20 protein-coding genes are annotated in these 25,142 nt (G+C 56.2%); 3 read left to right on the plus strand and 17 right to left on the minus strand.

What is annotated here, in order from left to right:
• Positions 1–22 precede the first annotated feature (22 nt).
• From queA to BUB22_RS00930, 5 genes are all read right to left on the minus strand, one after another.
• A complete protein-coding gene (gene queA, locus BUB22_RS00910) occupies positions 23–1,066 on the minus strand; it encodes a tRNA preQ1(34) S-adenosylmethionine ribosyltransferase-isomerase QueA (RefSeq protein ID WP_073113516.1) in 1,044 nt (347 codons plus the stop codon).
• Between the two features lie 2 nt (positions 1,067–1,068).
• Positions 1,069–2,025 carry a helix-turn-helix transcriptional regulator gene (locus BUB22_RS00915; protein WP_254794580.1) on the minus strand — a complete coding sequence of 319 codons (957 nt, stop codon included), beginning with the start codon at positions 2,023–2,025 and terminating at the stop codon, positions 1,069–1,071.
• 52 nt (positions 2,026–2,077) lie between these two features.
• Positions 2,078–3,208 (minus strand): BON domain-containing protein, encoded by a 1,131-nt coding sequence (locus BUB22_RS00920; protein WP_139258645.1) that lies wholly within the window; start codon positions 3,206–3,208, stop codon positions 2,078–2,080.
• A 155-nt stretch (positions 3,209–3,363) separates the two neighbouring features.
• A complete protein-coding gene (gltX, locus tag BUB22_RS00925) occupies positions 3,364–4,833 on the minus strand; it encodes a glutamate--tRNA ligase (RefSeq protein WP_073113517.1) in 1,470 nt (489 codons plus the stop codon).
• A gap of 116 nt (positions 4,834–4,949) precedes the next feature.
• A complete protein-coding gene (locus tag BUB22_RS00930; protein ID WP_073113615.1) occupies positions 4,950–6,611 on the minus strand; it encodes a LamG-like jellyroll fold domain-containing protein in 1,662 nt (553 codons plus the stop codon).
• 151 nt (positions 6,612–6,762) lie between these two features.
• Here BUB22_RS00930 and BUB22_RS00935 point away from each other — a divergent pair, with 151 nt between their 5' ends.
• The gene (locus tag BUB22_RS00935; protein ID WP_073113518.1) at positions 6,763–8,547 is read left to right on the plus strand and encodes an ATP-dependent nuclease; all 1,785 of its coding nucleotides are present in this window, start codon (positions 6,763–6,765) and stop codon (positions 8,545–8,547) included.
• Here the strand turns inward: BUB22_RS00935 and tsaA are convergent.
• Together tsaA and BUB22_RS00945 are read right to left on the minus strand one after the other, a co-directional pair.
• The gene (tsaA, locus tag BUB22_RS00940) at positions 8,522–9,331 is read right to left on the minus strand and encodes a tRNA (N6-threonylcarbamoyladenosine(37)-N6)-methyltransferase TrmO (RefSeq protein ID WP_073113519.1); all 810 of its coding nucleotides are present in this window, start codon (positions 9,329–9,331) and stop codon (positions 8,522–8,524) included. The genes BUB22_RS00935 and tsaA overlap by 26 nt on opposite strands.
• Positions 9,332–9,343: 12 nt before the next feature.
• Positions 9,344–10,051 carry a LamG domain-containing protein gene (locus BUB22_RS00945; protein ID WP_073113520.1) on the minus strand — a complete coding sequence of 236 codons (708 nt, stop codon included), beginning with the start codon at positions 10,049–10,051 and terminating at the stop codon, positions 9,344–9,346.
• Between the two features lie 62 nt (positions 10,052–10,113).
• Here BUB22_RS00945 and prfA point away from each other — a divergent pair, with 62 nt between their 5' ends.
• Positions 10,114–11,181, plus strand: a complete 1,068-nt coding sequence (gene prfA / locus BUB22_RS00950) for a peptide chain release factor 1 (protein ID WP_073113521.1) — start codon at positions 10,114–10,116, stop codon at positions 11,179–11,181.
• A 43-nt stretch (positions 11,182–11,224) separates the two neighbouring features.
• A complete protein-coding gene (locus tag BUB22_RS00955; RefSeq protein ID WP_175547201.1) occupies positions 11,225–12,211 on the plus strand; it encodes a N5-glutamine methyltransferase family protein in 987 nt (328 codons plus the stop codon).
• A gap of 54 nt (positions 12,212–12,265) precedes the next feature.
• Here the strand turns inward: BUB22_RS00955 and BUB22_RS00960 are convergent, their stop codons facing one another.
• From BUB22_RS00960 to BUB22_RS01005, 10 genes are all read right to left on the minus strand, one after another.
• Positions 12,266–12,493, minus strand: a complete 228-nt coding sequence (locus BUB22_RS00960) for a hypothetical protein (RefSeq protein WP_072809186.1) — start codon at positions 12,491–12,493, stop codon at positions 12,266–12,268.
• Positions 12,494–12,619: 126 nt separating this feature from the next.
• Positions 12,620–13,051, minus strand: coding sequence for a septal ring lytic transglycosylase RlpA family protein (locus tag BUB22_RS00965; RefSeq protein ID WP_072809189.1), 432 nt, complete (start codon positions 13,049–13,051; stop codon positions 12,620–12,622).
• Positions 13,052–13,059: 8 nt separating this feature from the next.
• Complete coding sequence (locus tag BUB22_RS00970) at positions 13,060–14,979, minus strand: tetratricopeptide repeat protein (RefSeq protein ID WP_073113523.1); 1,920 nt, start codon at positions 14,977–14,979, stop codon at positions 13,060–13,062.
• Between the two features lie 117 nt (positions 14,980–15,096).
• Positions 15,097–16,812 (minus strand): tetratricopeptide repeat protein, encoded by a 1,716-nt coding sequence (locus BUB22_RS00975; RefSeq protein ID WP_073113524.1) that lies wholly within the window; start codon positions 16,810–16,812, stop codon positions 15,097–15,099.
• Entirely contained in the window at positions 16,812–17,660 is an 849-nt protein-coding gene (locus BUB22_RS00980) for a sigma-70 family RNA polymerase sigma factor (RefSeq protein WP_072809196.1), read from the minus strand. Before BUB22_RS00980 ends, BUB22_RS00975 begins: the two co-directional genes overlap by 1 nt.
• Before the next feature lie 54 nt (positions 17,661–17,714).
• Entirely contained in the window at positions 17,715–18,011 is a 297-nt protein-coding gene (locus BUB22_RS00985; protein ID WP_073113525.1) for a DUF971 domain-containing protein, read from the minus strand.
• A complete protein-coding gene (locus BUB22_RS00990) occupies positions 18,008–19,132 on the minus strand; it encodes an Mrp/NBP35 family ATP-binding protein (RefSeq protein WP_073113526.1) in 1,125 nt (374 codons plus the stop codon). Before BUB22_RS00990 ends, BUB22_RS00985 begins: the two co-directional genes overlap by 4 nt.
• A gap of 2 nt (positions 19,133–19,134) precedes the next feature.
• Complete coding sequence (locus BUB22_RS00995) at positions 19,135–20,559, minus strand: ATP-binding cassette domain-containing protein (RefSeq protein ID WP_073113527.1); 1,425 nt, start codon at positions 20,557–20,559, stop codon at positions 19,135–19,137.
• Between the two features lie 98 nt (positions 20,560–20,657).
• Positions 20,658–22,100 carry an esterase gene (locus tag BUB22_RS01000; RefSeq protein ID WP_073113528.1) on the minus strand — a complete coding sequence of 481 codons (1,443 nt, stop codon included), beginning with the start codon at positions 22,098–22,100 and terminating at the stop codon, positions 20,658–20,660.
• 329 nt (positions 22,101–22,429) lie between these two features.
• On the minus strand, positions 22,430–25,000 hold the full coding sequence (locus tag BUB22_RS01005) for an Ig-like domain-containing protein (protein WP_139258646.1): 2,571 nt from the start codon (positions 24,998–25,000) through the stop codon (positions 22,430–22,432).
• Between the last annotated feature and the right edge of the window lie 142 nt (positions 25,001–25,142).

Below are 25,142 nucleotides of genomic sequence, written 5' to 3' on the forward strand. Positions count from 1 at the left end.
CAAAGCAGGACTTCGCCTTCGGTTATAAAATTAGCATTCCGTCGCCGTAGCTGAACAATTTCATCTTGTTCTCGACAGCCATCCTGTAGGCTTCCAGCGTGTTTTCGCGCCCGTAGAAGGCGGACACCAGCAAGATGAGCGAACTCTTGGGCCAGTGGAAGTTCGTGAGGAGCCCGTCCACAATCTTGTAGCGGTAACCCGGGTAAAAGAATGCGTGCGTCACGCCCGACTGGGCCTTCACAATCCCGTTCGCATCGGCAATCGTTTCCACGACGCGCGTGCTCGTGGTACCCACGGTAACGATGCGCCCGCCTTCGCGTTTCGCCTTGTTGATTATCTCGGCGTTTTCCTTCGTGAGTTCATAATGTTCGCCGTGCATCTTGTGCTGGGTGAAGTCCTCGACCGAGATGTTCTGGAACGTGCCCGGCCCTACGTGCAAGGTGACCTCGGCAACGTACACGCCTTTCGCCTTGAGGTCAGCAAGCATCTGCTCGCTAAAGTGCAGGCTTGCCGTAGGGGCGGCAACGGCACCCGAATACTTCGCGAAAATAGTCTGGTAGGCCTTCTTGTCGTCCTCATCATCGGGGCGGTTTATGTACGGCGGCAGCGGCACGTGCCCCTCGCGGTTCATCACGGCCTCGAGTTCCACGGGGGTCGTCGCGAAGCGGAGCACGCGGGCGCCGTCCTCGTGAATTTCCTCGACCGTCGCCTTCACGCCGGCAATCTCGAGTTCGCGCCCGATCTTGAAGGCCTTGCCCGGGCGGACCTGCGCCTCGTAGCGGGCGTCGCCGTTCTCTGCCGGGATGAGCGACTGCACAAGGAGGGTTTCCACCTCTCCGCCGTGCAGCGTGTGACCGTAAAGGCGCGCGGGAATCACCTTCGTGTTGTTCACCACCAGGCAGTCGCCGGGGTGGAACAGTTCCACAATTTCGGGAGCCTTCATGATGCGGCGCTCGCCGCCATCCTTGGGGCAATGCAGAATACGTGTTTTGCCCTTACCCGCCGTGCGGGTAGCAATCAGTTCCTTCGGAAATTCGAAGGTATAGTCCGAAAGGTTATGTTCCATCTTTACTTTGCCTGCATGGATGCCAGCGCATCCTTGAGCATCTTGACAACATCAGCCTTGAGCGATTCCGGCTTAAGGATTTTCACGTTCGGGGAAACGCCCAGGAGCCACGTCTTGAAATCCGGCGTAATGCGGATTTTCAGGTCCACAATCATGTTCTTGTTCTTGTCCATGCGGAGGCTTGCCTGCGGATGGAAACTCGACTTCGCGAACTGCGTCTGGAGCCACTTGGATTCCGGGCCAATCAGGAGCGAGACATCCTGCGGCTTGCTCGTATCGGTGTACTTGCCGAACGCATACTGGTAATGAATGGCCGGGTCAAAATGCATCGGCCGCACGCTCTCGTTCGTAACATTCAGGCTCACGATGTTTTCGAACATGTAGTTCTTGAAAACCTGCGTTTCCTCATACGTATCGTCGGCTGCAATCAGGTACAGCGTGTCCATGCGCATAATGACCTTCACCGGGCTCACCACGATTTCGTCAGATTCCTCCGCACGTGCAGAATACTTGTAGTTGATGCGGATCTTGAACCCATCGCGAATGGCCTTCAGCACCTTGTTCACCATGCTATCCACGATATGGTTGTCGCAGAACGGGCCGTAATCGAGAATGTAGTTCGGGTCAAGCGTAACCGCCTCGGCCTTGAATTCATCCGGGTCGGTCGTCGAGAGCATATCGATAATCTTGTCGACTACCTTGCGGTTCTTGACATCGGCCGGATTAGATTCCGAGAAAGTCTTCTTGAGTTTTTCAAGTTTCTTGACAATGTCCTGGTTGAAATTCGCAGCCTCTTCGGTCTGGATCACATAGCGGGTTTCGCCTTCCGCCTTTATCTTGTGCAGGCCACAGTTTTCCGCCATGATAATCTCGATGTGGCGGAACATGGTACGCTCGCTGCAATTAAGCGCTTCTGCCAGTTGCTTAATCGACATCGGGTTTCTCAGCTTGGCTTTCACCCGGTTAATTTTTTCGTATCCTGATCCTGATGTCATGAGTACTCCTTTCTAATTATTCTACAACCCTAAGCCTATTCTCGACAGATGTCGAAAAAGCCTTCTTCATCGCATTGACAAACGCAAACTGTTTCTGTATCGACGAGTGCACGCGCCCCTCGAGCAGGTAGTGGTCATCTACGTACGAGACCTTGATTTTCGCGCCCTGGAATCGCGGATTCAGGGAATAAGCCCTTTCCATGTCTTCGCAGATATCGCTATTTTGCAAATTCGACTCCGGTACAGCGACCATGGAAAAAGCGAGGTCCTGAACGCCTGGAATTTCGGCAATGCGGTTTTCCAAATCCTTCGGGCGCGTACTTTCAAAACAGAACAGCGAAACACGCACCTTGCCCTGCGACACATCCACGCTGTAGTTAAACACGTTGCGCCCGAACGATTCCAGGAGCGTGTACACCCTGTTTTCGATGTGAGCATCCGTAATGCCCGGTTCCGGAATGATTTTCGTAAAGTCGACACACCCGCGTATGCGCGGCATGCTGTTGATGCAGGCCTGCAACGTACGCTTTACCTGGAAACTGCGTACGAGGCCATCCAGATAGACGATTCCCTGCCCCACCGTTACCGACACGCGGCGCATGTCGTCCGGGAAAAGCTGGCGCAACCTGTTCTGCACAATTTCGGACAACCTGTCGTTCGGAATATTCTGTGCATTTTCGGGCAGCGTAATGAACAGCACCGAGGCATCCTCGAGCAGCACAGCGAGTTTGTCCTTGCTACCGTCCGTCACGAGCCCCACAGCGACACCGAACTGGTTGCGTATGGCGTGGAAAACGTGATCGCCCAAAAGCGTCTGCGCACTCTGGGCCGGCAACAGGCGGTAACCTTCCGGCGACTTTTCATCTATCTCGTGGACACGTTCGAGTTCTATCTTCTTGTCGGGGCCGCCATCGTAATTCATGACGACGACCTCCTTGTCGGCTGTCTGGAAAATGCTCTTGACAATGCCCGGCTTGGGTGCGCCCCTGAAGTACAGCCAGTTACCCGCCGCAATGCGGCTATTCCCATAGACCTTCGTGTAGTCGCCCGCATCGGCGGGGTGCGAAAAAGCGAACTCGTTCGAGAAGGCGACAAACGCCGACTGGCACTGTCCGCACACACAAAGCAACGGGATGCGGGGTTTCATGCCCCCGTAGGTAGAATACGGCTCGCGCGCAAATACCCCATGCTCCATTACCTTGCGGCAACGGCAGCAGAACAACTGCTGGGATATAATCCTATGGGGAAAGAGATTGCGCATTGTTTAGACGAAAGACGAAAGAGGAAAGACGAAAGAGGACTCTACTTCATGAGCGGGAGGGCGACGTCAATGCGGCGGAGCACTTCTTCCTTGCCGATGATTTCGAACATTTCCCAGAGGCCAGGGCCAGCAGTAACGCCAGAAACAGCAAGGCGCGGTGCACCGACGAGTTCACCTACCTTGTGGCCGCAACGTTCGGCGAGGTCGTAGAAACCCTTCTCGATTACCGGAGTCTTGAAATCTTCGATGGAGGCAAGCATGTCGCGCACAAGCGTCGCCACTTCCTTGGAGCCTTCGCCAAAGTGCTTCTTCGCCCCCTTTTCGTCGTAGGTGGTCGGAGCAACAAAGAAGTACACGGCCATGTCGGCCAAATCCTGCACAAAGTGGGCACGCGGCTTCAGCTGCTTCACAATTTCGTCGAGACGAGTTTCGGGTTCGTTGGAAAGGTCAATACCCTTGGCGGCAAGGCCTTCCTTCATGATTCCCTTGAGGAATGCGTCGTCGCACAGGTGGATGTGCTGGCCGTTCATCCACTGCAACTTCTTTTCGTCGAAGCTTGCGGACTTCGGGTTGATGCGTTCCAGCGTGAAGCTTTCCACCATTTCCTTGATGGTCATGACTTCGCGGTCATCGCCCGGGTTCCAGCCGAGGAGCGCGAGATAGTTCACGAGAGTTTCCGGCAGGTAACCGAGGTCGCGGAAATCACCCACGGAAGCGGCACCCTTGCGCTTAGAAAGCTTACCGCCGTTCTTGTCGAGAATCACCGGCAGGTGGCACCATACGGGCGGCTGCCAGCCGAATGCCTTATACAAGAGTTCGTGCTTCGGCGTGGAACTGATCCATTCATCGCCGCGGAGCACATGGGTCGTACCCATCAGGTGGTCGTCCACCACGCTTGCAAAGTGGTACGTCGGGTAACCGTCGCGCTTGATGAGCACGAGGTCGTCCAGAAGTTCGTTCTGGTAGCTGATGTGGCCGCGAATCATGTCGTCGAACTCGGTGACGCCAGTTTCCGGCACCTTGAAGCGAATGACAGCCTTTTCGCCAGCGGCAATGCGGGCCTCGGCCTCTTCGCGGGTAATGTTACGGCAGTGGCGGTCGTAACCCGTAACCGGCACATGAGATTTTTCCTGTTCGGCGCGGACTTCCTGCAGGCGTTCCTCGGTGCAGAAGCAATAGTAGGCGCAACCCGCATCCAAAAGTTTCTTGATTTCGCGGTGGTAAATGTCCAGGCGTTCGCTCTGGAAGTACGGACCGCAGTCACCTTCGCAACCCGGGCCCTCATCCCACTGCAGGCCCAACCACTTGAGGTCGCGCATCAGGTCGTGCAGCGCAGTCTCGTTATAGCGCTTGCGGTCGGTATCCTCGATACGCAGGTAGAACGTGCCACCCATATGCTTTGCAAAGAAGTAGTTGTAAATAGCGGTGCGGGCGCCGCCCACATGCAGGTAGCCCGTGGGGCTCGGGGCAAAACGCACGCGGACAGGACGGGTAGCAGAATTTTCGCTCATATTTTCCTCTTAAAAAATTCAAATACCCTGCGCAACACCGCGCAGGAGTTTTCCGTGTCAAAAAATAGCAATTTATGGAGCGGAGTTTGCAATGCCCCATGCGTTCCGCAGCCAAATCAGCGCGGTTGCAAAGCAGGCCAGTTCATTGACTGGTTCAAGTAGGTGAGGCGCGTCCAGGTATCGTCGCGGAAGCAGCCGCCCACCATGAGTTCGTCGAGTTTGCCCGTAAAACCGCCCACCTGGAAATCGGTCAGGGAATCGCGAGAACCGTCCCAGTCCGTTTTTTCCGGTGAACCAGAAACCTTTGCGTCGTTCACGTAGAACACAATCTGTTCCTGCGCGCGACTGCTGAACGCCACATAAGTCCACTCGCCCGCCTTGATTCCGTCCGCACCCGAAGTCCAGGAAACCTTGTAGCTTGCGGTATCGGCGCTATCCGCAGGATCCGTCACATGATATATTTCCACAACAAAACCCTTTTCGGGAACATAGAGCAGCGCATATTCCTTTGGCTTCTCGAAGATGGTCTGTTCCTTGTCGAGCGCATCAAGTTCTACCCATGTCGAGAAGCAGAAATAACCTTTCACGTCAAAAACGAGGTTTACCTTGTGCGAAGTATCTGCGATAGCAGAATTCTCGGCGACAATAACATCGCCTTCATCAAGTTCCACTCCCCTGCCCACAACACCGTCGGCAGCCACGGCCCCTGTCGGCAGACCTTCGAAGTAGCCCTTTTCCGCTCCATCGTCCACAGGTGCAAGGCCGCTATCGAAATGCCACACCAAAGAATAGCTGCGGTTCGTGGGGAACACATCCTTCGCGTAAGCGGGGTCCATCGTGTTGTCAAAATGGAGTTCCAGGGAATCTGAGACATTCAGCGAATCGACACTCACCCAGAACACGGCCTCCTTGGCAGAAGCGTCAAAGTAAGTCTGCGTAATGGGGAGTTTCTTGCTGCGGTTCCCGTCCTGCGAAACGCGCACGGCTTCCCAGCGGCCGTTCACCACCTCCGCGGAATCGAAAACAATTTCATTTTCTGTCAAGCGGATAGCCAACGGGAAATCGCTCACGACGGTGCCGAGCGAATCGATTCCTTCGGGGAGTGCGAGCGGAGCTTTCAATGTGTACGTCACCGAATCGCCCCAAACTGTCGTTTTGTTTGGTTGTACCGCAATATCTTCAAAACCTACCGGGAACAAATTGTCCATGTAAATGAGAAGATCGAACGTATCTGCCGGGAGGCTATCGACCACGATTTTCCCGTTCTGCACAGAAACCCTTCTGCGAATTGTCGTCCCGATGACGATGGCCTCGCCACCCTGGTTTTCGCGGAACTCGTCCGATACGAGAAGCTTGACCGTACCCGGACCTTGCAAAGTGTCATTTACAGCAAGGGGCTCATCCTCTTCGGCGCTCAAGTTCTGCAACAGGAGCATCTGGCCCGATTCCTGGTGGAAAGCCTCGAGAGAAAAATTACCCGACGGGATGGAGTCAAATTCATAGTTTCCGTTTTCATCCGTTTCGGTTTCGAACGCGGAAGGCAGGACCTGTTCAGCCTCGCTTGCGGCAATGATGTTGTAGTTGCCCGGCACGCACTGTACACGCGCATATGCGGCCGGCTTGCCGTCGTCCAACATCAAGATACCCGCGAGTTCCGGGGAACCCGTCTCGGCGCTGTTGCCCGCAACATCGTCGTTCGAACACGCCGAAAGGAGCGCCGCCGCACACGCGAGGGCACACCAAAGACGACAGTGCGCAATCCATTGTCCGTTTCTCATCTTCACCAATATAAATATAATTCCAATTTGGCTCCTGCGCACGATTCCCCAAAACTTGCCGTTGCCCGCAGACAACGGCTTTTTTGTGAAAAAAACGTGTTTTTTTGTTAAAAACGCAACTTTTCGCCGATTCTTGATATATATTGAGGGTATGCAAGCCCAGCCACAGCCCCTCAGACTTTCAGAGATTACTATTTCGAACCTGCGTTCCATCCAGCGGCAGACGTTCCCGCTCAGCGGGATTACCGCGCTTATCGGCTACAACAACGCGGGCAAGACGAATATATTGATGGGCATCCGCTGGCTCCTGTCAAAGTTTTCGCTCGACATCTCGTTCTTCGACGACCCGAACCAGCCCGTAGAAGTGGAAGGCCTCTTCGAGGGAATTTCCGAAACGGTGCTCAACCGCCTCGGCGAAGAGAAGGCCGCCGAAATTACCCCGTTCCTGAACAACGGCTCCATGCGCGTAAAGAAGGTGCAACGCGTTCCCGGCGAAGTTCCCGAGAACGTGGAACTGTGGGCATTTGTGCCCACGAACCGCAAGACGGAACGCCGCAAGGACTGGGTCCGCTGTTCCGACGCCTTCCGGCACGCATTCCGCAGGCTTTTCCCCGAGCCCATCGCCATCTGGGATTTCGAGGGCAACCAGGCGTTCACCAAGCTTTTGCACGAAATATTCAAGCCGCTCGAAAGGCGCTTCGGCGGGGAATTCAACGACATCCTGAGCAAGTTCAGCGACATGCTGAGCCCGGGCGGCGAAAACCAGGCCGCCGAAATCCAGAGCTTCGACCGCGACGTGAACGAGAAGCTGAAGCCGCTGTTCCCGAGCGTGCGCGTGGAACTCGACATTCCCATACCCACGCTGGAAACCTTCCTCAAGAACGCGACCCTCAAGGTGATCGACGAGGACGACGGTTTCGAGCGCGATATAAACCGCATGGGAGCGGGGAGCCAACGCGCCATACAGATGGCTCTCGTGCGCTACCTCGCCGAAATCAAGAAGCACCACAACAACCATTACCTGAGCCGTACCATGCTGCTCATCGACTCGCCGGAGCTGTATCTGCACCCGCAGGCGGTAGAACTCATACGCGTCGCCCTCAAGAACCTCTCGAACGAGGGCTACCAGGTGATATACGCGACACATTCCGCGCAGATGGTCACGAGCGAAGACGTGAGCACCTCGCTACTCATCCGCAAGAACAAGGAACGCGGCACCTACATGCGCAAGCGAATGGAAGATGCCGTGCACCAGGTTATCCAGGATGCGCCGAGCCAGCTGCAGATGCTGTTCAGCCTCAGCAACAGCAACGAACTGCTTTTCGCCGACTACGTGCTTTTGACCGAAGGCAAGACGGAATGGCGCGTGCTGCCCGCACTCTTCGAACGCCTGACGGGGCAAAGTTTCGCCCTCATCAAGTGTGCACTCGTGCGCCAGGGAGGCGTGAGCAATACCCGCAAGAGCATGCAGGTGCTTTCGGCGATGGACATGCCCGTGCGCGCCATCGTGGACCTGGACTACGCCTTCACTACGGCCACCCGCGACGGATTCCTGGAGCCGAACGACCCCGACATAAGGTTCTGCACGAACCTGTTCCGCGAACTCGCGTTCCACAACCACCTGCGGCTCGTGAACGGGCGCCCCGTGAACAAGCACAGCAATATCTCCGCATCGAAGGCATACGCCATGATGGCCGCCATGCCCGAGGCGGAAACGCCCATCAAGAGCATCCACATGAAGCTGCGCCAGCAGGGAATATGGGTATGGACGAAGGGCGCCATCGAAGAACATCTCGGGCTCGAGGCCAAGAACGAGACCGCATGGAGCAACTTCATCGAGCGCTGCAAGGGGCAGAACTTCGTCAAGAACCTCCCCGACTACGAGGGCATTGAGGCGCTCTGCCAGTGGATTATCGACGGAAGTCGGGAAGTTTAATGAATTCGCGGTGAAGTAGCTTGTCGCCGTACTTGTCTTCGGAGCCTTCTTGCAACTCTTCGGCAGTATAGCCGCTTGACACGCGTTGCAGGCAAACAACGCGCGCCGTATCGTCGTAGGTAAAGTGGATGCGGAAAGTGCGGTAGGCCAGCACTCCCGTATGTGCGGATTCGTCAACGGTCAAGCGCCGGCGAGTGCTGTCGAAAACACCCTTCGAAAAATTCCCGCGGGAAAGTTGCACCCGTGCAAAACTTTCCAGATCAAAATCGCTGCGTTCCGCAATCCAGCGCTTCTGTGCATCGAAGGGGGCGTCGGCAAGTACCGTCCACAGGTCGCCTTCCTGTTCCTCGACCCAGCCAGCCTTCGCATCCGGGAAGGCATCCGCCATCGGGATATACGGCTTGATGTCGAGCACCGGAGTGCCGTTCAGCAAATCCGCTTCGTCTACATACAAAGTAAGGTCATCAATTTTCAAAAGGCGTACGCAACTGAGCCCGATAGGGTTCGGACGGTAAGGGCTACGGCTCGCAAAGGTGCCTACGCGGTCCTTTCCCTTGGGCGGCACCGGCGGGCGCGTCGTCGGTCGCCATCCCTCGTTCTCGTGGAACTGGAATATGACCCAGATGCGTTCGAACCCTTCCAGGTCGCGGAGCGCCATCTCGAAATTCTGCCCCGCATTCAGTTCAATGCGGCCCGGATGCCCTGCAAACAGACGCCCCTGCCGAGGAGCGTCGTACTTGTACACGGCATCGCCGTAGAATGTGCCTATCGGGCTGACTTGCATGCAGGAGAACTATTACCTATTCCCGTAGCGGATGTAGTCGATTTTACCGATAAAGAAGCGGTCGTCGTACCTCGACTGATGATGCGGGTCATAACCGATTCCCAAATCGAACTTCAAGTTGGAGGCATCCGAATTGAGAACCTTCGAAACGCGTTCCTCCCCGTCCAGGGTTACTTTCAAGTCATATCCCATAACAGTCGATTCGCCCATATCCGCCTTGGTAAATTCCACACGTACCGTATGCCATTCGTTCAGGGAAATTTTCCCCGCGGAGAAGATTTCCCAGTCACCTGCGCCACGGATATGGAACCTCAGTTCCGAGCCGTCCAGACGAATCATCCAGCCAGCTACTCCAGCACCGGGAGGGTCGGCAGAAAAGATATTGGAAAGCGGCAAGGTGTCGGTCGCCATAAAGCGGACTTCAACAACAAAGTAGGGACTCTTGAAGCTGTCGCTCAGGGGGACACGCAGGCCCGATTTTCCGTCGAGCACAAGGCATTCGTCCTCCACCTTTACGGCAGGCATGTCTTCATCCAAGACAGCATTGTTCTTCCCGAAGAAGTCCTTGCCCACATTCGCCGGATCGTCAAATTCATAGGCGACGGAATATTCGGCCAGGATTTCTTCCAGAGACGGCCCCGTAGAAGAATCGTCCGAACAGGCCATCATCGCAAGCGACCACAGCAGCAACACCCCCGACATCATCTTTCCATATTTCATAGCGTCTCCTTTTGCTTATATACGCTACGATAAATCTAGTAAAATATCTAAATTTGCATCCGATGAAAGACAAGGCTCAAAAACTTATTGAAAAGTACGAGGAACTGGAATCGGAACTCGGGAACCCGGACGTTCTCGCCGACCAGGCCCGTTACAACAAGATTCACAAGCAGTACAAGGGTATCGAGAAGGCCGTACAGAAGGCGAAGGAATACCTGCAACTGGTAAACGACCTCGCCGAATACAAGGCGGCACTCGGAGACCCGGATCCCGAGATGGTCGCGATGGCCAAGGCCGAGATTTCGGAAATCGAGAAGAAGTTGCCGGGCGTGACCGACGAACTGCAGATACTGATGGTGCCGAAGGACCCGTGGGACTACCGCAACGCGACGCTTGAAATCCGCGGCGGTACCGGTGGCGACGAATCGGCGCTCTTCGCGGGCGACCTGTTCCGCATGTACCAGGGCTACTGCAGCCGCATGGGCTGGAAGATGACCATCCAGGATGCGAGCGAAGGCACCGTGGGCGGCTACAAGGAAATCCGCGTGTTTATCGAGGGCGACAGCGTGTACGGAACGCTCAAGTTCGAGAGCGGCGTGCACCGCGTGCAGCGCGTGCCCGAAACCGAGACGCAGGGCCGCGTGCATACCTCCGCCGCGACCGTCGCCATCCTCCCGGAAGCCGAGGAAGTCGACGTGGAAATCCGCGAAGCCGACATCCACATGGACACCTACCGTTCTTCGGGTGCGGGCGGCCAGTACATTAACAAGACGGACTCCGCCGTGCGACTCACCCACATCCCGACGGGCGTGGTGGTGAGCTGCCAGACCGAACGTAGCCAGCTGCAGAACCGCTTGCATGCCATGGAAATGCTGCGTTCCAAGATTCTTGACGCGGTCATCGCGAAGAAGGAACAGGAAGAGGCGGCAAGCCGCAAGGCCCTCGTGGGTACGGGCGACCGCAGCGCGAAAATCCGCACCTACAACTTCCCGCAGAACCGCGTGACCGACCACCGCATCGGCCTTACCCTGTACAACCTGGACAAGGTCATCACCGGCGACCTGGATGAAATCATCAACGGGCTCCAGATGGCAAACGCGCAGGAGAAACTCGGGAAGTTCAACGCTTAAAGGAGATGCCCGCCTTCGCGGGCATGACAAGAAAATGCCGCAGATGACCGTACTAGAAATTCTGAACCGCACCAAAGTTTTCTTCGAGAAGAAGGGCGTGCCCGACGCGCGCCTCGATGCGGAATACATCATCAGCTACGGCCTCGGCATGAAAAACCGCATGGACCTGTACCTGAACTTCGAGAAGCCCCTGACCGCAGCCGAACTCGACACGCTCCGCCCGCTGGTAGCGCGCCGCGCGAACCGCGAACCGCTGCAGCACATCATAGGCGACACGAGCTTCCGCGGGCACATCATCAAGTGCGACACGCGTGCGCTGGTCCCGCGCCCGGAAACCGAGGAACTCGTCGACATGGCGAAGAAATCGCTGGAAGGCGTTACGGCCCCGTTCATCGTCGAAGTGGGTACGGGCACGGGAGCAATCGCGATTGCCTGCGCGAAGGAGATCGAGGGCGCGAAGGTCCTCGCGACAGATATTTCTAACGACGCGCTCGCGCTTGCCCGCGAGAATGCTGCTGCAAACGGGCTCGATACCAACGCCGCCACGACAAGTTCCGCAGCCGCCGGCGATAGCAACGCTCCGGGCGAAAAAACTGCGGGCTCCCTGCAATTCGCGCAGGGCGACCTGCTGGACGCCGTAACGGGCGACATCGTGGCGAAGGTTGTCGGCGCTTCGGCTGGTTCGGCAGGCTCACCAACCTTATCAGCGACCTCGCCTAAAATTGACTGCCTTATCGCGAACCTTCCCTACATACCCGATGGCGAAAAGGGAAAACTCCAGCCCGAGGTAGACAAGTTCGACCCGGAACTCGCCCTATACGGTGGACCCGACGGACTCACGCTCGTGCGCAAGATGCTCCAGCAGACCGAAGGCAGAATGAGCGCGGGCGCCCCGATTTTCCTGGAAATCGGTTCGGAACAGGCCCCCATGCTCGAGGCGGAAGCCGACAACTACCCCTGGCTTGAATTTACCGGAAGCCACAAGGACTTCTGCGGGAACGTCCGTTTCGTCAGCTACAAGGCTAAATAAGCACAGGTATAAACCGCATGGATCCCCACCGCTGCGCGGCGAGGATGACGGCGGTTACACCCCAACAGGGCAACCGAAGGCAGAAAGCACGTAGGTTTCGCTCTCTCCCATACGGTAGAACGGGAGCAGGGTCTCGTCGTCAGCGAGGGAACCGTCGATGCCGTTCATCTGCAACTGCTCGCCGATACGGCGCTTGAACACGGAAAAGCCGGAATCCCACAGGTTCTTCTCGGGAAGCCTGTAAGCACGCGCCATGTTGTTAAACCTGTACTTTCTATCCATATTTTACCTCTTTTTCTCAAAGAGAAGCACACAAACGTTCAAGTGCTTCTCTGTGCAGTAAAATATAGAATCATAGAATGTCATAATATGACATTTTCGGCATTTCACTAAATTTTTTCAAAAAAATTATTCAATGACGGTCGCGACAACCTCGGCATGCCCGACCTTGTCGAGCCCGATTTTCTTGCCGGCGGCGACACTCAGATCAAGAATACGCCCGTCCACGTATGGCCCGCGGTCGTTCACGCGCACCACGACGCTACTGCCGTTATCGACACGCACCACCTTGAGCTTCGTGCCGAAAGGCAGGCTCTTGTGCGCACACGTATAGTCATCCTGGTCAAAAATCTCGCCACTCGCAGTCTGCTTGCCATGGAATCCGGGTCCGTAGTAACTTGCCTCGCCCTTAATCTTGAGGCCAATTTCAGCCTTCTCGCCCGAGGCATACTGTTTTTCCGGGAACCGCACGTAGCCCTTGCGCGAAGCAATCTTCGCGTTACCGGCAGCACAACCCGAAAGCAAAACCGCAAGGCAAACCAACAGGCTAAAAAAACGCACGTAAGCCCCTACTCGAAATCGTACATGCTGTTGTACGTATTCTCAAGAACCTCGTCTTCCTTGCTCTTGACTTCGGCCTTCTTCTCTTCGGGCTTCTTCGCAAGTGACTCGTAATACTGCGCCGAAAGCTGGTCAATATGCTCAAGGCTCTGGGCGACGCGCTTGCGCAGGCGTTCCAAGTCCATCTCGGAAAGCTTGAGCCGCGTATTCAGCACGCTCGCCGCCTGCTGGCCCCAGCGGGTACGGCCATGCTTGTCGCGCAGTACCCTGTAAACCGCCGCAGCACTGTCCAGGCGTTCAGGGTTCATCTGGAAATAGATTGCCTTCATGTAGAGCGCCTGTATGCCGGCCTCCGTCTCGGGATACTGCTGGTACAGGCTATCGAACACATAGAAAGCAGTCGCATACGCGGTATCCACAAGTTCCATCTGGTCAAGTGGCATTTCCGAGGCAATCGTCCACAGGCTTTCCGCACGCATGTACATCTCGCGCGCCTCGTCGTCGGGAGTCTTCACCGTCACCTTCATACCTAGGTTCACCTGCGCCTGCTTCGCGTACTCGGTGTTCGGGAACTTCTCGATAACTTCCTTGTAGAGTTCCTCGGCCGTATCGGCGTCGCCCTTGAACTCGTCGTAGATAAACGCCCTCGCATACGATGCTCGCAACACCTTCGCGGAATCGTCCGTGCTCTCAATAATGTTCGTGAGGCGCGCAATCGCGCTGTCCACTTCCGAAAGCTTGAAAAGGAACAGTTCCGCAATCTGGAATTCCGTACCGAAGAAGCGGTCCATGTTCGGAATGGAATCCTTCTTCATATCGTCGCTCTGCCCGCGCAGGGCAATAAGCCTCCGCAAGGCATCCCTGCGTTCACGGCTTTTCTTCGCCCATTCCGAGATGCTCCTGGAAACAAAGCTCGAGTCGTAGTAGACAATCGCCTTCTCGTAGTCGAGAGTCTTGTTCTGCTCGTAGTCGCCCAGGTTGTAGTAACTGCGCGAAGCAAATGTAGAACGCGGGTATTCCGTGTTCACCTTCTGGAAAATCACGAACGCATCCGGGTAACGCCCTCCCATCAAGGTAGCCTCGCCTATGCGCACCAGGTATTCCGCCTTCTTGGATTCGTACTCGGGATTCTTGTAGAGTTCCTTGTACTCGTCGGCGCCCTTCAAAAACTCCTGCTTGTTGATGAGGCATTCCGCCGCCTGCTCGCCCGCGGTCTGGCGTTCGCGCACGTTCAGGAGCTCGATTTCCTTTGCCTTGTAATGCTCGCGGGCCTTGTCCCAGTTTTCTTTCTTGTAGTAGAGCCCCGCCAGCCGGAAATGCGCCTTGCCCTTCATGAAGGGCGTTCCCGCAGTATCGGCAAGCACGGCCTCGAGAGCCTCGATGGCCTGGTCCGGGTGTTCGGACTGCTCGTCCAGCAGGGAAAGCAGGTTCAGGCCCTGAAAATAGTACGGGTGGTTCTTGTCCGAAATTACGGGCTCGAGCGCAAAGCGGCTGATGTTGTATTCAAGATTCCTGTAAAGGCAGTAGGCGCGCTGGTATTCCACGGTACGCATGGAGTCGTGGTCGGCAAAATAGCGTTCGAACTCATCGTACTTGATAATCGCCTTGCCCCATTCGCCCTTGTGCCGGAAGGATTCGCCGATAAGGAACACTGCCTCGGCGGTACGCTTCTTGTTCTTGGGGAAGCGTTCGAGCACGCGTGAGCCCTTCTCGATAACCTTGTCGTACTTCTGGCGTTCCTCGCTGGAAGGCGACGAAGCCTCCGCATCGGGCACGCTGTCGAGACGCGCTGTGCGCATCTTGCCCGCCTCGTCGTACAGGCGTTCCGCATTGAACATATGGTTCAGGTACGCACAGCAGGTGCAGCCCTCGAACAGGAAGGCTGCTAAAGCAAGCAGGGCATACGCCATGTAGCGGGTGCGGAACATGGGAATAAAGATACAAAAAGTAGGGAGCGGGAAACAGACCCTAATTAAGAAATGTGGGATGTAAGATGTGGGATGTGTAATTAACCATCACACATCACACATTCCACATTACACATTCTAGAATTCCTTAAGGTACGGGATGTAGTCGCAAAGCTTGAGGCCGGGCGGGAGCGCCGTCTTGTCGAAACGGACCATGCGGACTTCGGCGGGCTTGCCCACCACGCGGGCGAGAATCTCGAAGTTGTCCTGCGTTTCCCACACGGCGGCATCCAGGACGGTGCTATCGCCGCAATCAGTTTCGCCGGTGCTGCTCCCGATGCCGGAAATACGCGAGTTCTGCTTCAGGAGGCGCGTAAAGACTTCGGGCGCCATTCCCATGTGGTTCGACTTTGCAGAAGAATCAAACACCACCACGTGCACCTCGCGGAAATGATTCAGCGAGTCGAACACGATGGTGTACGTATGCTTGTAGGGCGCCTCGTAGAACGATTCCTGCCACACGTTGGTACGGATGGGTCTGAAATTCCCGATGGCATATTTCTTGAAGAATTCGCCCGGGGTAGCGCCATAGCGGACAAGGTAATGCCCGAGCATCGTCGTGAAGTCGTGCTCCTTCGTGGGGAGGTTTGCACCCTTGATGCTGTCGAGGGCGCGGTTCAGGTTTGCGGCAAGCCCGTCTGCCGCAGAAACAGGGGCGGGTTTCGTGACGTTCGCTTCCTGGATGCGCAGGCGAATATCCGGATATTCGGGATCTGCCTTGAGGATTTCCTGAAACTGGATGCGGGCACGGTCGAACTCGCGCCCCTTCAGGTAGGCAAGCCCGAGCGCCTCGCGCAGCGGGAGATTCTCGGGGTAGCGATCCACGAGCGGCATCAGGATATCTACCGCCATCTGGGCGCGGTCGCGCGGAGTGAGGTTCACGGAAGCGCCTGCACCCGGCGGGGACTTTTCACCGAGGGTCGCCTGCGCCTCGGAAGCCTTGCGGAAATCCGGATTGAACGCGAGCATGCGCTGGTATATCTTGTCGGCGGCATCGAAATGCCCGCGGTATTCGGCGAGGTAGCCCTGCAGCAGGTGTAGTTCCATATCGACCGGGAACTGCGCGAGCGCATATTCCACGAGGGCGGAGCAACTGTCCAGCAGGCCCTGGTCGTGATAGAGTTTCGCCATAATCTCGTAGGCTCGCGGGTCCGCACCCACAGAGAGGCTTATCGCCGTGCGGCCCTCCACGGAAGCCTGCGCGAGCCTGCCTTCCTGAAGGAGGAGGCGGGCCAGCCACAGACGCGCATCGTAAAGTGCAGGGGCCTTCTCGACCGCGACCTGCGCGAGCTGTTGCGCAAGTGTCGGGTTCGACATGCGGTAGGCGAGCCTACTCTCGATATACCTCGCCACGCCCGTATTCAAGAACCTGTTCTGGAGCATGTCGGCAAACTGCTTCATGCGGAACTCGTCGCGGTCAGACAGCGAATCCATTTCGAACAAAGTATTAAGTTCCTCCCACTGGACTTTCAGGACGTCCGGGTAGATCATGACAATCGCTTCGAAAATTTCGACAGCCGCCTGGTAGTTGCCGCTGCGGGAAAGTTCCACCGCACGGCGCAGTTCGGCCTGGGTCTGCACCGGGAGCGCAGACAGTCCCGCATCGAAATCGGGGGTATCGCCACGCACGACCGACGTGCCGGCCGGGAGCCCGAACGGCACCGCCTCGACAGAAACCCTCGTCGGGCCGAATTCATCGTACAGTCTAAAGCCGCCAAGTGCAAGGAGGGCTCCGCAGCAAACTGCCAGGAACCAGTACGCGGCCTTACGGGCCGATGCCGATGATCGAGACATTAAAGCTCCAGGAAGTCAGCGAGTTTTTCTTTGTGTTCCTTGCTCTTCTGCAAGCGACGCAAGGTCTTGTTCTTGATCTGGCGGACGCGTTCGCGGCTTAGGCGCAGGTCTTCGCCAATATCCTTGAGGGTCGTATCTTCCACGGTGTCGAGACCGTAGAACATGCGCAAAATTTCTTCTTCGCGACGCGGGAGCGAGGCGAGCGTTTCCTGGATGAGCTTCTTGCGCTCTTCCTTCTCCATGTCGTCGTCCTGGTTGCCGTCGGTACCGAGCACGTCCATAAGCGTGCTCACCGAGTCAGCGCTGCCGCCACCGACATCGTCACCGATCGGGGCGTCGAGCGAGATATCGACGATCTTTTCCATGACCTCGACGATGTCCTTTTCGAACGGGGCAAATTCTTCCATGGAGATAGTCTTGTCGTAGTCGCCGCCGTTGAGCATGAGCGCTCGCTTGAAGCGGTTGACCAGGGCAAGCTTGTTGGGCGGGATGCGGACCGAGCCCACCTGTTCAAACAGGGCCTTCTGGATAGACTGACGGATCCACCACACGGCATAGGAAATGAACTTCACGTCCTTTTCCATGTCGAAACGCTTGGCCGCCTTGAAAAGACCGAGGTTGCCTTCGTTGATGAGATCGAGAAGGGCGAGGCCGCGGCCCTGGTACTTGCGGGCGACGCTGACCACGAAGCGGAGATTGCCGCGAATGAGCCGCTGGAGGGCCGACTTGCGGATTTCTTCACTCTCGTCCGACCGGATAATCGTCAACAAGGCCATCTCCTCCTGCGGGGAGAGGGTCGGGTAGCGATTCAAGTCGCGAAAATAAAGCGCTTCGTTAAAATCACTCATAAACTTTGCACCTATCTATCTTCCATAACCTTTCGGTCAAACAAATATGGTTTTTTACGCCTTTTTCGTCAATTCTTTCAACTTGTCGTAAGGGTAAATTCCCGAGTTGTGACCATCACTGAAGGTTAGCCCCGCAGCATAGCGACCGATGGATTGTACCCTCTCTAACTTTATATCGGCAGGAACGGCGGAATCGTCAAGCAGTTTTTCGCCGGTATGTTCATCGACACAGAGGGCACACGGGCAAGCCAGGCGAAGTTCACGTACCGAGCACGCACCTCGCGTACCGTCGTTCCACTCGAACCCGAGCTTGCCGTCCCTTGTCCTGAAAATCTTCTTGGGCTGGATCATACTTCTTCCTCCGGCAGTTCCGCGAACTCGTAATTGAAATTCTTGAGCACCTTGTCACCTTCGGCGGCAAACATTGATAGAGTCCGGACCGTCGCATCGGCCGCCTGCAAGAATGCCTTCGCCGATTCGGAGTTCGGGTACCGGAGCACGGCCGGAGTTCCCTCGTCGCCGCAATCGGCAACCGCAGGTTCAAGAGGCACCTTCGCGATGAGCGGTACGCCCCAGCTTTTCGCAATGCGGTCACCGCCACCCTGGCGGAATATGTTGTGGTGCTTGCCGCACTGGTCGCAAATAAAATAGCTCATGTTCTCGACGACGCCCACCACGGGTACGCCCACGCTGTCGAACATCGCGAGCCCCTTGCGGCAGTCGGCGAGCGCCACCTCCTGCGGGGTAGTCACCACCACGGCACCCGCCATCGGGCAGTTCTGCGTGAGGGTGAGCTGTATGTCGCCCGTTCCGGGAGGGAAATCCACCAGCAGGTAATCGAGCTTGCCCCACCGCACGTGGTGGATAAAGTGCTGGATCATCTGCGAGACCATCGGGCCGCGCCAGATGGTCGCCTTGTCGCTGTCCGCGAACATGCACATGCTTACAATGCTGATTCCGCCCTTCGCCTCGACCGGCGCAATCGTGTTGTCGTCGAACACCTCGGGAGCGCGGTCGATGCCGAACATGAGGCCCATGGAGGGGCCATAAATGTCGGCGTCGAGGATACCCACGCGGGCACCCGAGAGGCTCAAGGCCATCGCGAGGTTCGCCGTTACCGTAGACTTGCCGACGCCGCCCTTTCCACTCGCTACCGCGACTACGTGTGCGACCTCATTGATGTAGGACACCTTCGGTGCCTGCGCTGCGGTATTGCCCTCGCCCACGCGGCCCTGCGCGGTAAACGTCACATTCACCTCGCTTGCACCGAGGCTTTTCACGATGGCGATGCACTGGTCCTTGAACTTGTCGCGGATGGGGCATGCGGGCGTCGTGAGCCGCAGGTCGAAACTCACCCTGTCGCCCTCTATCTTCAGGTTCTGGACAAAGTTCAGTTCCACGACATTCTTGTGCAGGTCAGGGTCCTGGACCGCCTGCAAGGCATTCAGTATGTTCTGTTCGTTCAATTGCATAATCACCCCGAGAATTTGGGCATGCGGAGGAGGTGCGTCATGCAGGGGGGCCATTCCTCTTCGTAGTGGCTCACCAGAATGATGGTCGTCTCCTTCGAAAGCAGCTGCAACAAGTTAAAAATCTTTTCGCGGTACTCGCCCTTGAGGCCCTGCGTGGGTTCGTCGAGCAGCAATACCTCGGGCGGGCGGATTGCGGCACGCGCCATGAGGATTACGCGTTTGTCGATGGGAGAGAGATTGCGGTAGCGCGCCTCCACATCGTCAAAGCCCAGGTAAGTAAGCCACTCCTTCGCCTTCGCACGCTCTTCCCAGGTGGTGTTTTCCGCCTTGCATAAATTCGCGGTAAAGCCCGTGCACAGCACCTCTTGCAGGTTCAAATCCTCGCGGTACTGGAGCGCGAGCTCCGGCGAGAAAAACCCGAGTTTCGCCTTGTGGTCCCAAATGTTCAATCCGTGCCCCGGGCGCATTCCTAACAAAGTAATATCGTTCTTGTAGATTTGCGGGTGATCTGCGGTGAGCATCCCGAGGAGCGTGCTCTTGCCGGCACCGTTCTCGCCCATCACCGCCCAATGTTCACCCTTGCGCACCGTCCAGTTGAGGTTCTTGAGCACAGTCGTGTCACCGAACTGCACGTTGACATTCTTCAGGTCAAAGAGGATTTTTCCATTATTGTCATCCCCGCGGATTCCATTATTGTCATCCCCGCGGAGGCGGGGATCTCCCTTCACCCCGTTCAAGATGACGATTTCGTAATCCTTCAGTTCCGCCTTCGTAAATTTCGGCTTCGCGACTTCGGAAGGCAACTCGCCTTCATACTGCGTGAACGTCTTGTTGGCGTAAACGAACGCAGGGATTTCCGGGAGCAGTTCATCTTCGCGGGCAAGGCGCACGGCGACTTTCAGGCCCGGGCGCCTGCAGAGTTCCACCACGCTTGCGGCAAGGTGCCTGCGGTACTCCGGATCTAGCCCTCCGAACAAATCATTGAAGTAAACCCACTCGGGCTTCTCCATCCACATGCGGGCAAGCAACACACGGCGCAGTTCCCCGTTCGAGAGGCTAAGCAGTTTGCGGTTGAGAAATTCCTCGGAAAGGTCAGCAATCTTCAAGGCTTCTTCCAGCTTGTCCGGGTCCGTCTCCGGCCATGCCATGTCATCAATGTAGCGGTCCGTCTGCAAGAAAAACTTTTTCTTCAACAGCAGGTGACGCACCAGCGGGGCTTCATCGTCGTGCAGGCTGATGAATCGCTGCTGGAAAAACGGAGCGAGCGCATGCTGGATTTTCCGCTGCATCGCTTCCGACATCGTGGAAACATTCTTCCGCTGGTTCAAAAAGTGAGTAATGACCCTATCCAAGTCCTCGCCTTCGGTGCTGAAAATCTGCACCTGCGGGAACATCTCGATAAGGGCCTCAAAACGTTTGAATTCCATGTATATAAAGATAGAAAATGAGACAAGAGAGGGTTAATCAAAAAACCTCCCCGGCCGTAAAGCCAGGAAGGTTATTGGAGTGTGGATGTGTGAACTTTCTAGAACTTGCTGAAGAATTCCCATGTGGCCTGCGGAACCCAGGACTTGTTCTGGCCAGGATCCTTGTGGTCCCAGATGTGGCCGCCGTTCTGCGTGCACCAGCGGACCGGGAAGCGTTCTTCAACTGTCGTGTAATCGTAGCAGACGTGCGGACCACTGCCGCCGTATTCCTGGGCCTTTTCATTCTTGGCCTTGCCGTTTTCGGAGTTGAGTTCCAGGATGATGTCACGAGCGGCGCGACCCATTTCAGGGCGGCAAAGGTCATCTTGCAGGCCGAGCACGCCCATCCAGCCGATGCCCATCTTCTTGCGCTGCGGGAGCCAGATGTTGCGTTCTGCAGTCTCGTACACGGCAACTGCACGGAGCACATCCTGGTGGTTCCAGGAAAGGCCGTTACTGAACATGGAACCGTAGCTGAAGCCCGTAGAGAACACGCGGCTAGAGTCAATGCAAAGATTGCTCTGCAAATCGGCCAAAAGTTCATCGAACAGGAGGTAGTCATCCTGACCCCACGGGGCCTGGTTTCCGTTGCCTTCGGGAGCGACATAGATGGCAGTCTTCTGGGTATCAAGCGGCTTGAGGCCATAGTAGCCTTCCTGCTGCACACCACCGGCCCAGCCGCCCATGCAGTGCATGCCGAAAATGAGCTTGTACGGCTTCTTGTTGTCGTAATTGTCGGGGATGTCGATACGGATGGTACGCTTGCCCTTGCTCCACTGGAATTCGTAACTGCCGTTCTTCACGCGGTTCCAGGTCTTGCCGCAACCACGCGTGGGCACCGGATCGTTCTTGAGGCCCCAACCGTAGGCATACTGCGACTGAGCGGCCTTCTTCTTGAGCGTGAGCGTGAGGTTGGTATCAAGGTTGTAGAGTTTCACGCTGAGCGTGTCGAAACCATCCTTGACGATGCGCAAGATATCGGAGTTGTCAATCTTGAGGAGAGCCTTTGCGGAAGTCTTGTCACCAAAGGAGGCATTAAAACTTCCATCGGCGGTGAACTTGAAATTCTGCTGGGCGGAACCCACGCGGACGCGGGCGAAATACGTGCCGTGAGCCTTCACGGAAGCCTTCATGTCGACAGAACCCGTACCGTACAGGGTTTCGTTGAGCAGGCGGTTGCCCACCATGTCGAAAATCTGCACCTGCACCGGAGCGCTTGAACTCTGCGAGTACGAAAGCACGCCGTTATTCACGGACAGGGAGCCAACCATGCCGGAGTTCGCCATTGTCAGCGCCTGCGGATCTTCCTTGTGGAAGGAGAACACGCCATCGGCATCCGTCTTTGTACTGAGTTTCTTCTGGACAAGGGTAACGTCAGCGTCCTGGACAGCCGCCCCGCTTTCGTCTTTCACCTTGCCTGTAAGGGTAAATGCATTTGCCGCAACGGCAGAAATAGCCATGGCGACGCCGAAGGACACACCTGTCCATAGAGTATGTTTCATACCAAACACTCCTTTAGAGTAACACCTGGTACCAAAACTACCCTATTCCAAGTGACATCGCTCACATGGAAATTCAGATTCCGTGGACAATAAGTCCACAACCAAACGTTTACAAAGCGGCCATTGGTCATTAGTTATTGGTTATTGGTTTATTCGGGTATAAAATGTTTTTTGAGGGTATAAAATGCTTATTGAGGGCAAAAAAAGCTTTTTGGGGACAAAATAAGCAAAAAGAACCGCCCCGAAAGGCGGTTCCCTGGTGTTAGGAGGAGAACTTATTAGTCAATGGTCGTTAATCATTGGTCATTGGCAAATCTGGCATCAAACGTTTATTGCAGGGTTTGAGACGCAGCGGAATAGCGACGAATTAGACGGCCCGCACGGGTGTATTCCACGACGATGGCGCGGGTGGCGGGCATGTGCGCCGGCATCCTGTCGCCAGCAAACAGCGGGCGCCCCTGCATGTCGAAGATGCGGTAGAAGGCGGTCTCGGCCTCGGTCGCCCAGTTCATACGTTGCGCAATCAGGGTCGTTCCACTGCTCGATTCCACGATTTCGCCCGAAGATGATTCCGGTTCGGCACTCGAAGACGACGCGGGAGCGTTCGGGTCGGTCACCACGATGCGGCCGCTCTTGACAAAGGTCGAATCGTTGTTGGTGGCCGTGACGGTGAAGGCGAACTCACCCGCTTCTGCAGGTGTCCCGCTGATGGATATCTTGCGGTTTATTTTATCGATGCTGGTCGTAACGCCCGTCGGGAAGCCCTCGGGCACGACCGTCTCGGCTCCGCTCCAGGTGTAGCAGAAATCTACAATCGGTTCGCCCAGATTGATGCTCTGGCTGCTGGAACCCCCACCGCACTTTACAACCTCAGGGTAGGCAGTCCCTTCGACAGAGAAGGTCACGAACGCGGACATCTGCGAAAGGCCAGAATTGTCCGTCACGACTGCAACTGCGGAATACACTCCCGGTTCAAGCCCGCTTGCATTCACCTGGTAGGGTGCGGCAGTTGCAGAGCCGACCAAAGTATTGCCCACATAGAAGGCGACGCTCTTTACGGAACCGTCGTTGTCCTTTGCATCGGCCTTCAAGGTCACCGTCGCACCCACTTCGAACTTCGCACCCGACGCAGGGGCGGTCATCGAGACCGTCGCCGCCTTGTTGCTCAGTCCGAAAGCCTGGTTGTATTCGGGCATCTTGCCGTAGCGGCCACCCACGCCCACAAGTTTCGGGAGGTCGGTAGGAAGGCTTGAATTGCTGCGTAGTTCGTAAGAATAAGAAGGAGTAAAGACATTGTCGTTGAACGCCGACGCCTGAGATGTTCCATTGTTGTTATAGGGGGTGGAGCTCTTTGCTCCGGTGACCGTCGTATTCTTGAACTTGATCAAGGAATAGGCATCCTTTCCGGCCACCTGAATTTGCGGATTTTTCACATAGTTGTTTTCGTAAAGGACTTGCGTCTTCTTGTCGCTTTTCCCGGAGGCATCAATCACATGCCAGTGGTTGTAATCCACATAGGAATTGTAGATGTGGACCATCGAGGCGTAGGAACCATCCGCCTCGCTCGTCACCTTGGGAACGCGTCCGAAAGAATTGTGCCAATAGACATTTGCAAAAGTCAGCTGCGCCGTTTCGACCAGGTGCATATACGGATCGTAATAGTAGCAGTTGTACTCGTTGCTGCCATCATAGTCTAGATACGAAACGGTGATGCCCTTGACATATTCCAAGTCCATGCCGTCGCTAATCCACTTGTAGCTGATGTGGTCGAACCACATATTTTCAACTTCCTTGCCGCCGCTGCCGCTCACTTCGAGACCATCGCCCCCCTCGATAAGGTGCGGGTTCACATCGTAAAGGGCCAAGTTGCGATAAATGTTGTTCTTGGCACCTTCGTAAGAACGGTTTGACCACGAAACACCGCGCATATTTGCGCCACGGCCCATACCCACGAGGCTTTTGTTGCCCTTGGTCGTAATCCAGTTGCTCCAACTCTTGATTTCACCCGCAGACACCATCGTGGTCTGTTCGCTAAGGCCGGAACAGCTGTTCTGCGTAAAGCTGATACGGTAAAAGGTGTTGTTGGAATTGACAGTGTTGCCACAGGAAGACTTGCACCAAGTCCATCCCGAATTGGCGGCAGATGTGGCCGCATCTACGAACTTTCTGAAGTCGTAAGTACCTTCGGGCACAAGGATTGTCACCGCATCGTTACTCTGCATATGCTTACGAATAGTGGCGGTATCGCTCGCGATGACGATGTTACCCGCATCGCCGCCGGTGGTATTGGCGCCGAAGCCTTCGGCCTTCACGTTGAATGTGAAAAGCAGGACGGCCGTCGGGTCGGTTTCCGCGCCGCTCCAAATCCACTTGGCCTGCGTGTTCGCGGCAAATCCCGTAAGGGCAGCCCCGCTCGGGAGCTTGTTGCTCGCATAGTTCAGGGTTGTCGCACCACCCCACTGGCTAAGGTCGCGGCCCTTGTTTTTCCAGGAGTTGTTGCCGACAGTCGGCTTTGCCTTCCAGCCGCTGCCGGAATAGTAGGACTTGTCGAGGTCATCAATCTGCACCATTACGCCGGGGGCACCCTGACCGTTCACGCCCACGACCGAAATCGCGTTCTCGCCGGGAAGGAAGGTCATCGGCACAAAGCGCACGCGGCCCGCCTGGTTGTCTTCGGCAAGGAGCGCACCGTTATGGTAGAGCCTGTAGCCGCCATCGGCCACAATCCAGATACCCGGACCCTCGCCCGCATTGTAGGTCGCGGCCACCAGCTGCGAACCCACCTTGTCACCACCACCGTAGGCGGCGTCGCCCGGAAGCGACACCACCTCGGAGGGGCTTATTGCCGCGGCGGCAACCCACACTCCGCACGCCACGGTACCAAACATCCTTTTCATCATAATACACCCTTTCCCGGACAACGCAGACATCTGCACAACTTTCGCGGGAACTAGGTAAAATCTACCTTGAAAAAGTGATTTTGCCCACAGTTTTCTTTTACTCCCCCAATTTAGCGTTGTTCCCGGACAACGGGAAAACTGC

This window comes from Fibrobacter sp. UWCM, from assembly GCF_900129735.1.
GTDB lineage: Bacteria > Fibrobacterota > Fibrobacteria > Fibrobacterales > Fibrobacteraceae > Fibrobacter.

Excerpts from the sequence above, each read along its gene's own strand:
- queA (WP_073113516.1), bottom strand. The coding sequence starts at position 1,066 with ATGGAACATAACCTTTCGGACTATACCTTCGAATTTCCGAAGGAACTG.
- BUB22_RS00920 (WP_139258645.1), bottom strand. The coding sequence starts at position 3,208 with ATGAAACCCCGCATCCCGTTGCTTTGTGTGTGCGGACAGTGCCAGTCG.
- gltX (WP_073113517.1), bottom strand. The coding sequence starts at position 4,833 with ATGAGCGAAAATTCTGCTACCCGTCCTGTCCGCGTGCGTTTTGCCCCG.
- BUB22_RS00930 (WP_073113615.1), bottom strand. The coding sequence starts at position 6,611 with ATGAGAAACGGACAATGGATTGCGCACTGTCGTCTTTGGTGTGCCCTC.
- BUB22_RS00935 (WP_073113518.1), top strand. The coding sequence starts at position 6,763 with ATGCAAGCCCAGCCACAGCCCCTCAGACTTTCAGAGATTACTATTTCG.
- tsaA (WP_073113519.1), bottom strand. The coding sequence starts at position 9,331 with ATGCAAGTCAGCCCGATAGGCACATTCTACGGCGATGCCGTGTACAAG.
- BUB22_RS00945 (WP_073113520.1), bottom strand. The coding sequence starts at position 10,051 with ATGAAATATGGAAAGATGATGTCGGGGGTGTTGCTGCTGTGGTCGCTT.
- prfA (WP_073113521.1), top strand. The coding sequence starts at position 10,114 with ATGAAAGACAAGGCTCAAAAACTTATTGAAAAGTACGAGGAACTGGAA.
- BUB22_RS00955 (WP_175547201.1), top strand. The coding sequence starts at position 11,225 with ATGACCGTACTAGAAATTCTGAACCGCACCAAAGTTTTCTTCGAGAAG.
- BUB22_RS00960 (WP_072809186.1), bottom strand. The coding sequence starts at position 12,493 with ATGGATAGAAAGTACAGGTTTAACAACATGGCGCGTGCTTACAGGCTT.
- BUB22_RS00970 (WP_073113523.1), bottom strand. The coding sequence starts at position 14,979 with ATGTTCCGCACCCGCTACATGGCGTATGCCCTGCTTGCTTTAGCAGCC.
- BUB22_RS00975 (WP_073113524.1), bottom strand. The coding sequence starts at position 16,812 with ATGTCTCGATCATCGGCATCGGCCCGTAAGGCCGCGTACTGGTTCCTG.
- BUB22_RS00980 (WP_072809196.1), bottom strand. The coding sequence starts at position 17,660 with ATGAGTGATTTTAACGAAGCGCTTTATTTTCGCGACTTGAATCGCTAC.
- BUB22_RS00985 (WP_073113525.1), bottom strand. The coding sequence starts at position 18,011 with ATGATCCAGCCCAAGAAGATTTTCAGGACAAGGGACGGCAAGCTCGGG.
- BUB22_RS00990 (WP_073113526.1), bottom strand. The coding sequence starts at position 19,132 with ATGCAATTGAACGAACAGAACATACTGAATGCCTTGCAGGCGGTCCAG.
- BUB22_RS00995 (WP_073113527.1), bottom strand. The coding sequence starts at position 20,559 with ATGGAATTCAAACGTTTTGAGGCCCTTATCGAGATGTTCCCGCAGGTG.
- BUB22_RS01000 (WP_073113528.1), bottom strand. The coding sequence starts at position 22,100 with ATGAAACATACTCTATGGACAGGTGTGTCCTTCGGCGTCGCCATGGCT.
- BUB22_RS01005 (WP_139258646.1), bottom strand. The coding sequence starts at position 25,000 with ATGATGAAAAGGATGTTTGGTACCGTGGCGTGCGGAGTGTGGGTTGCC.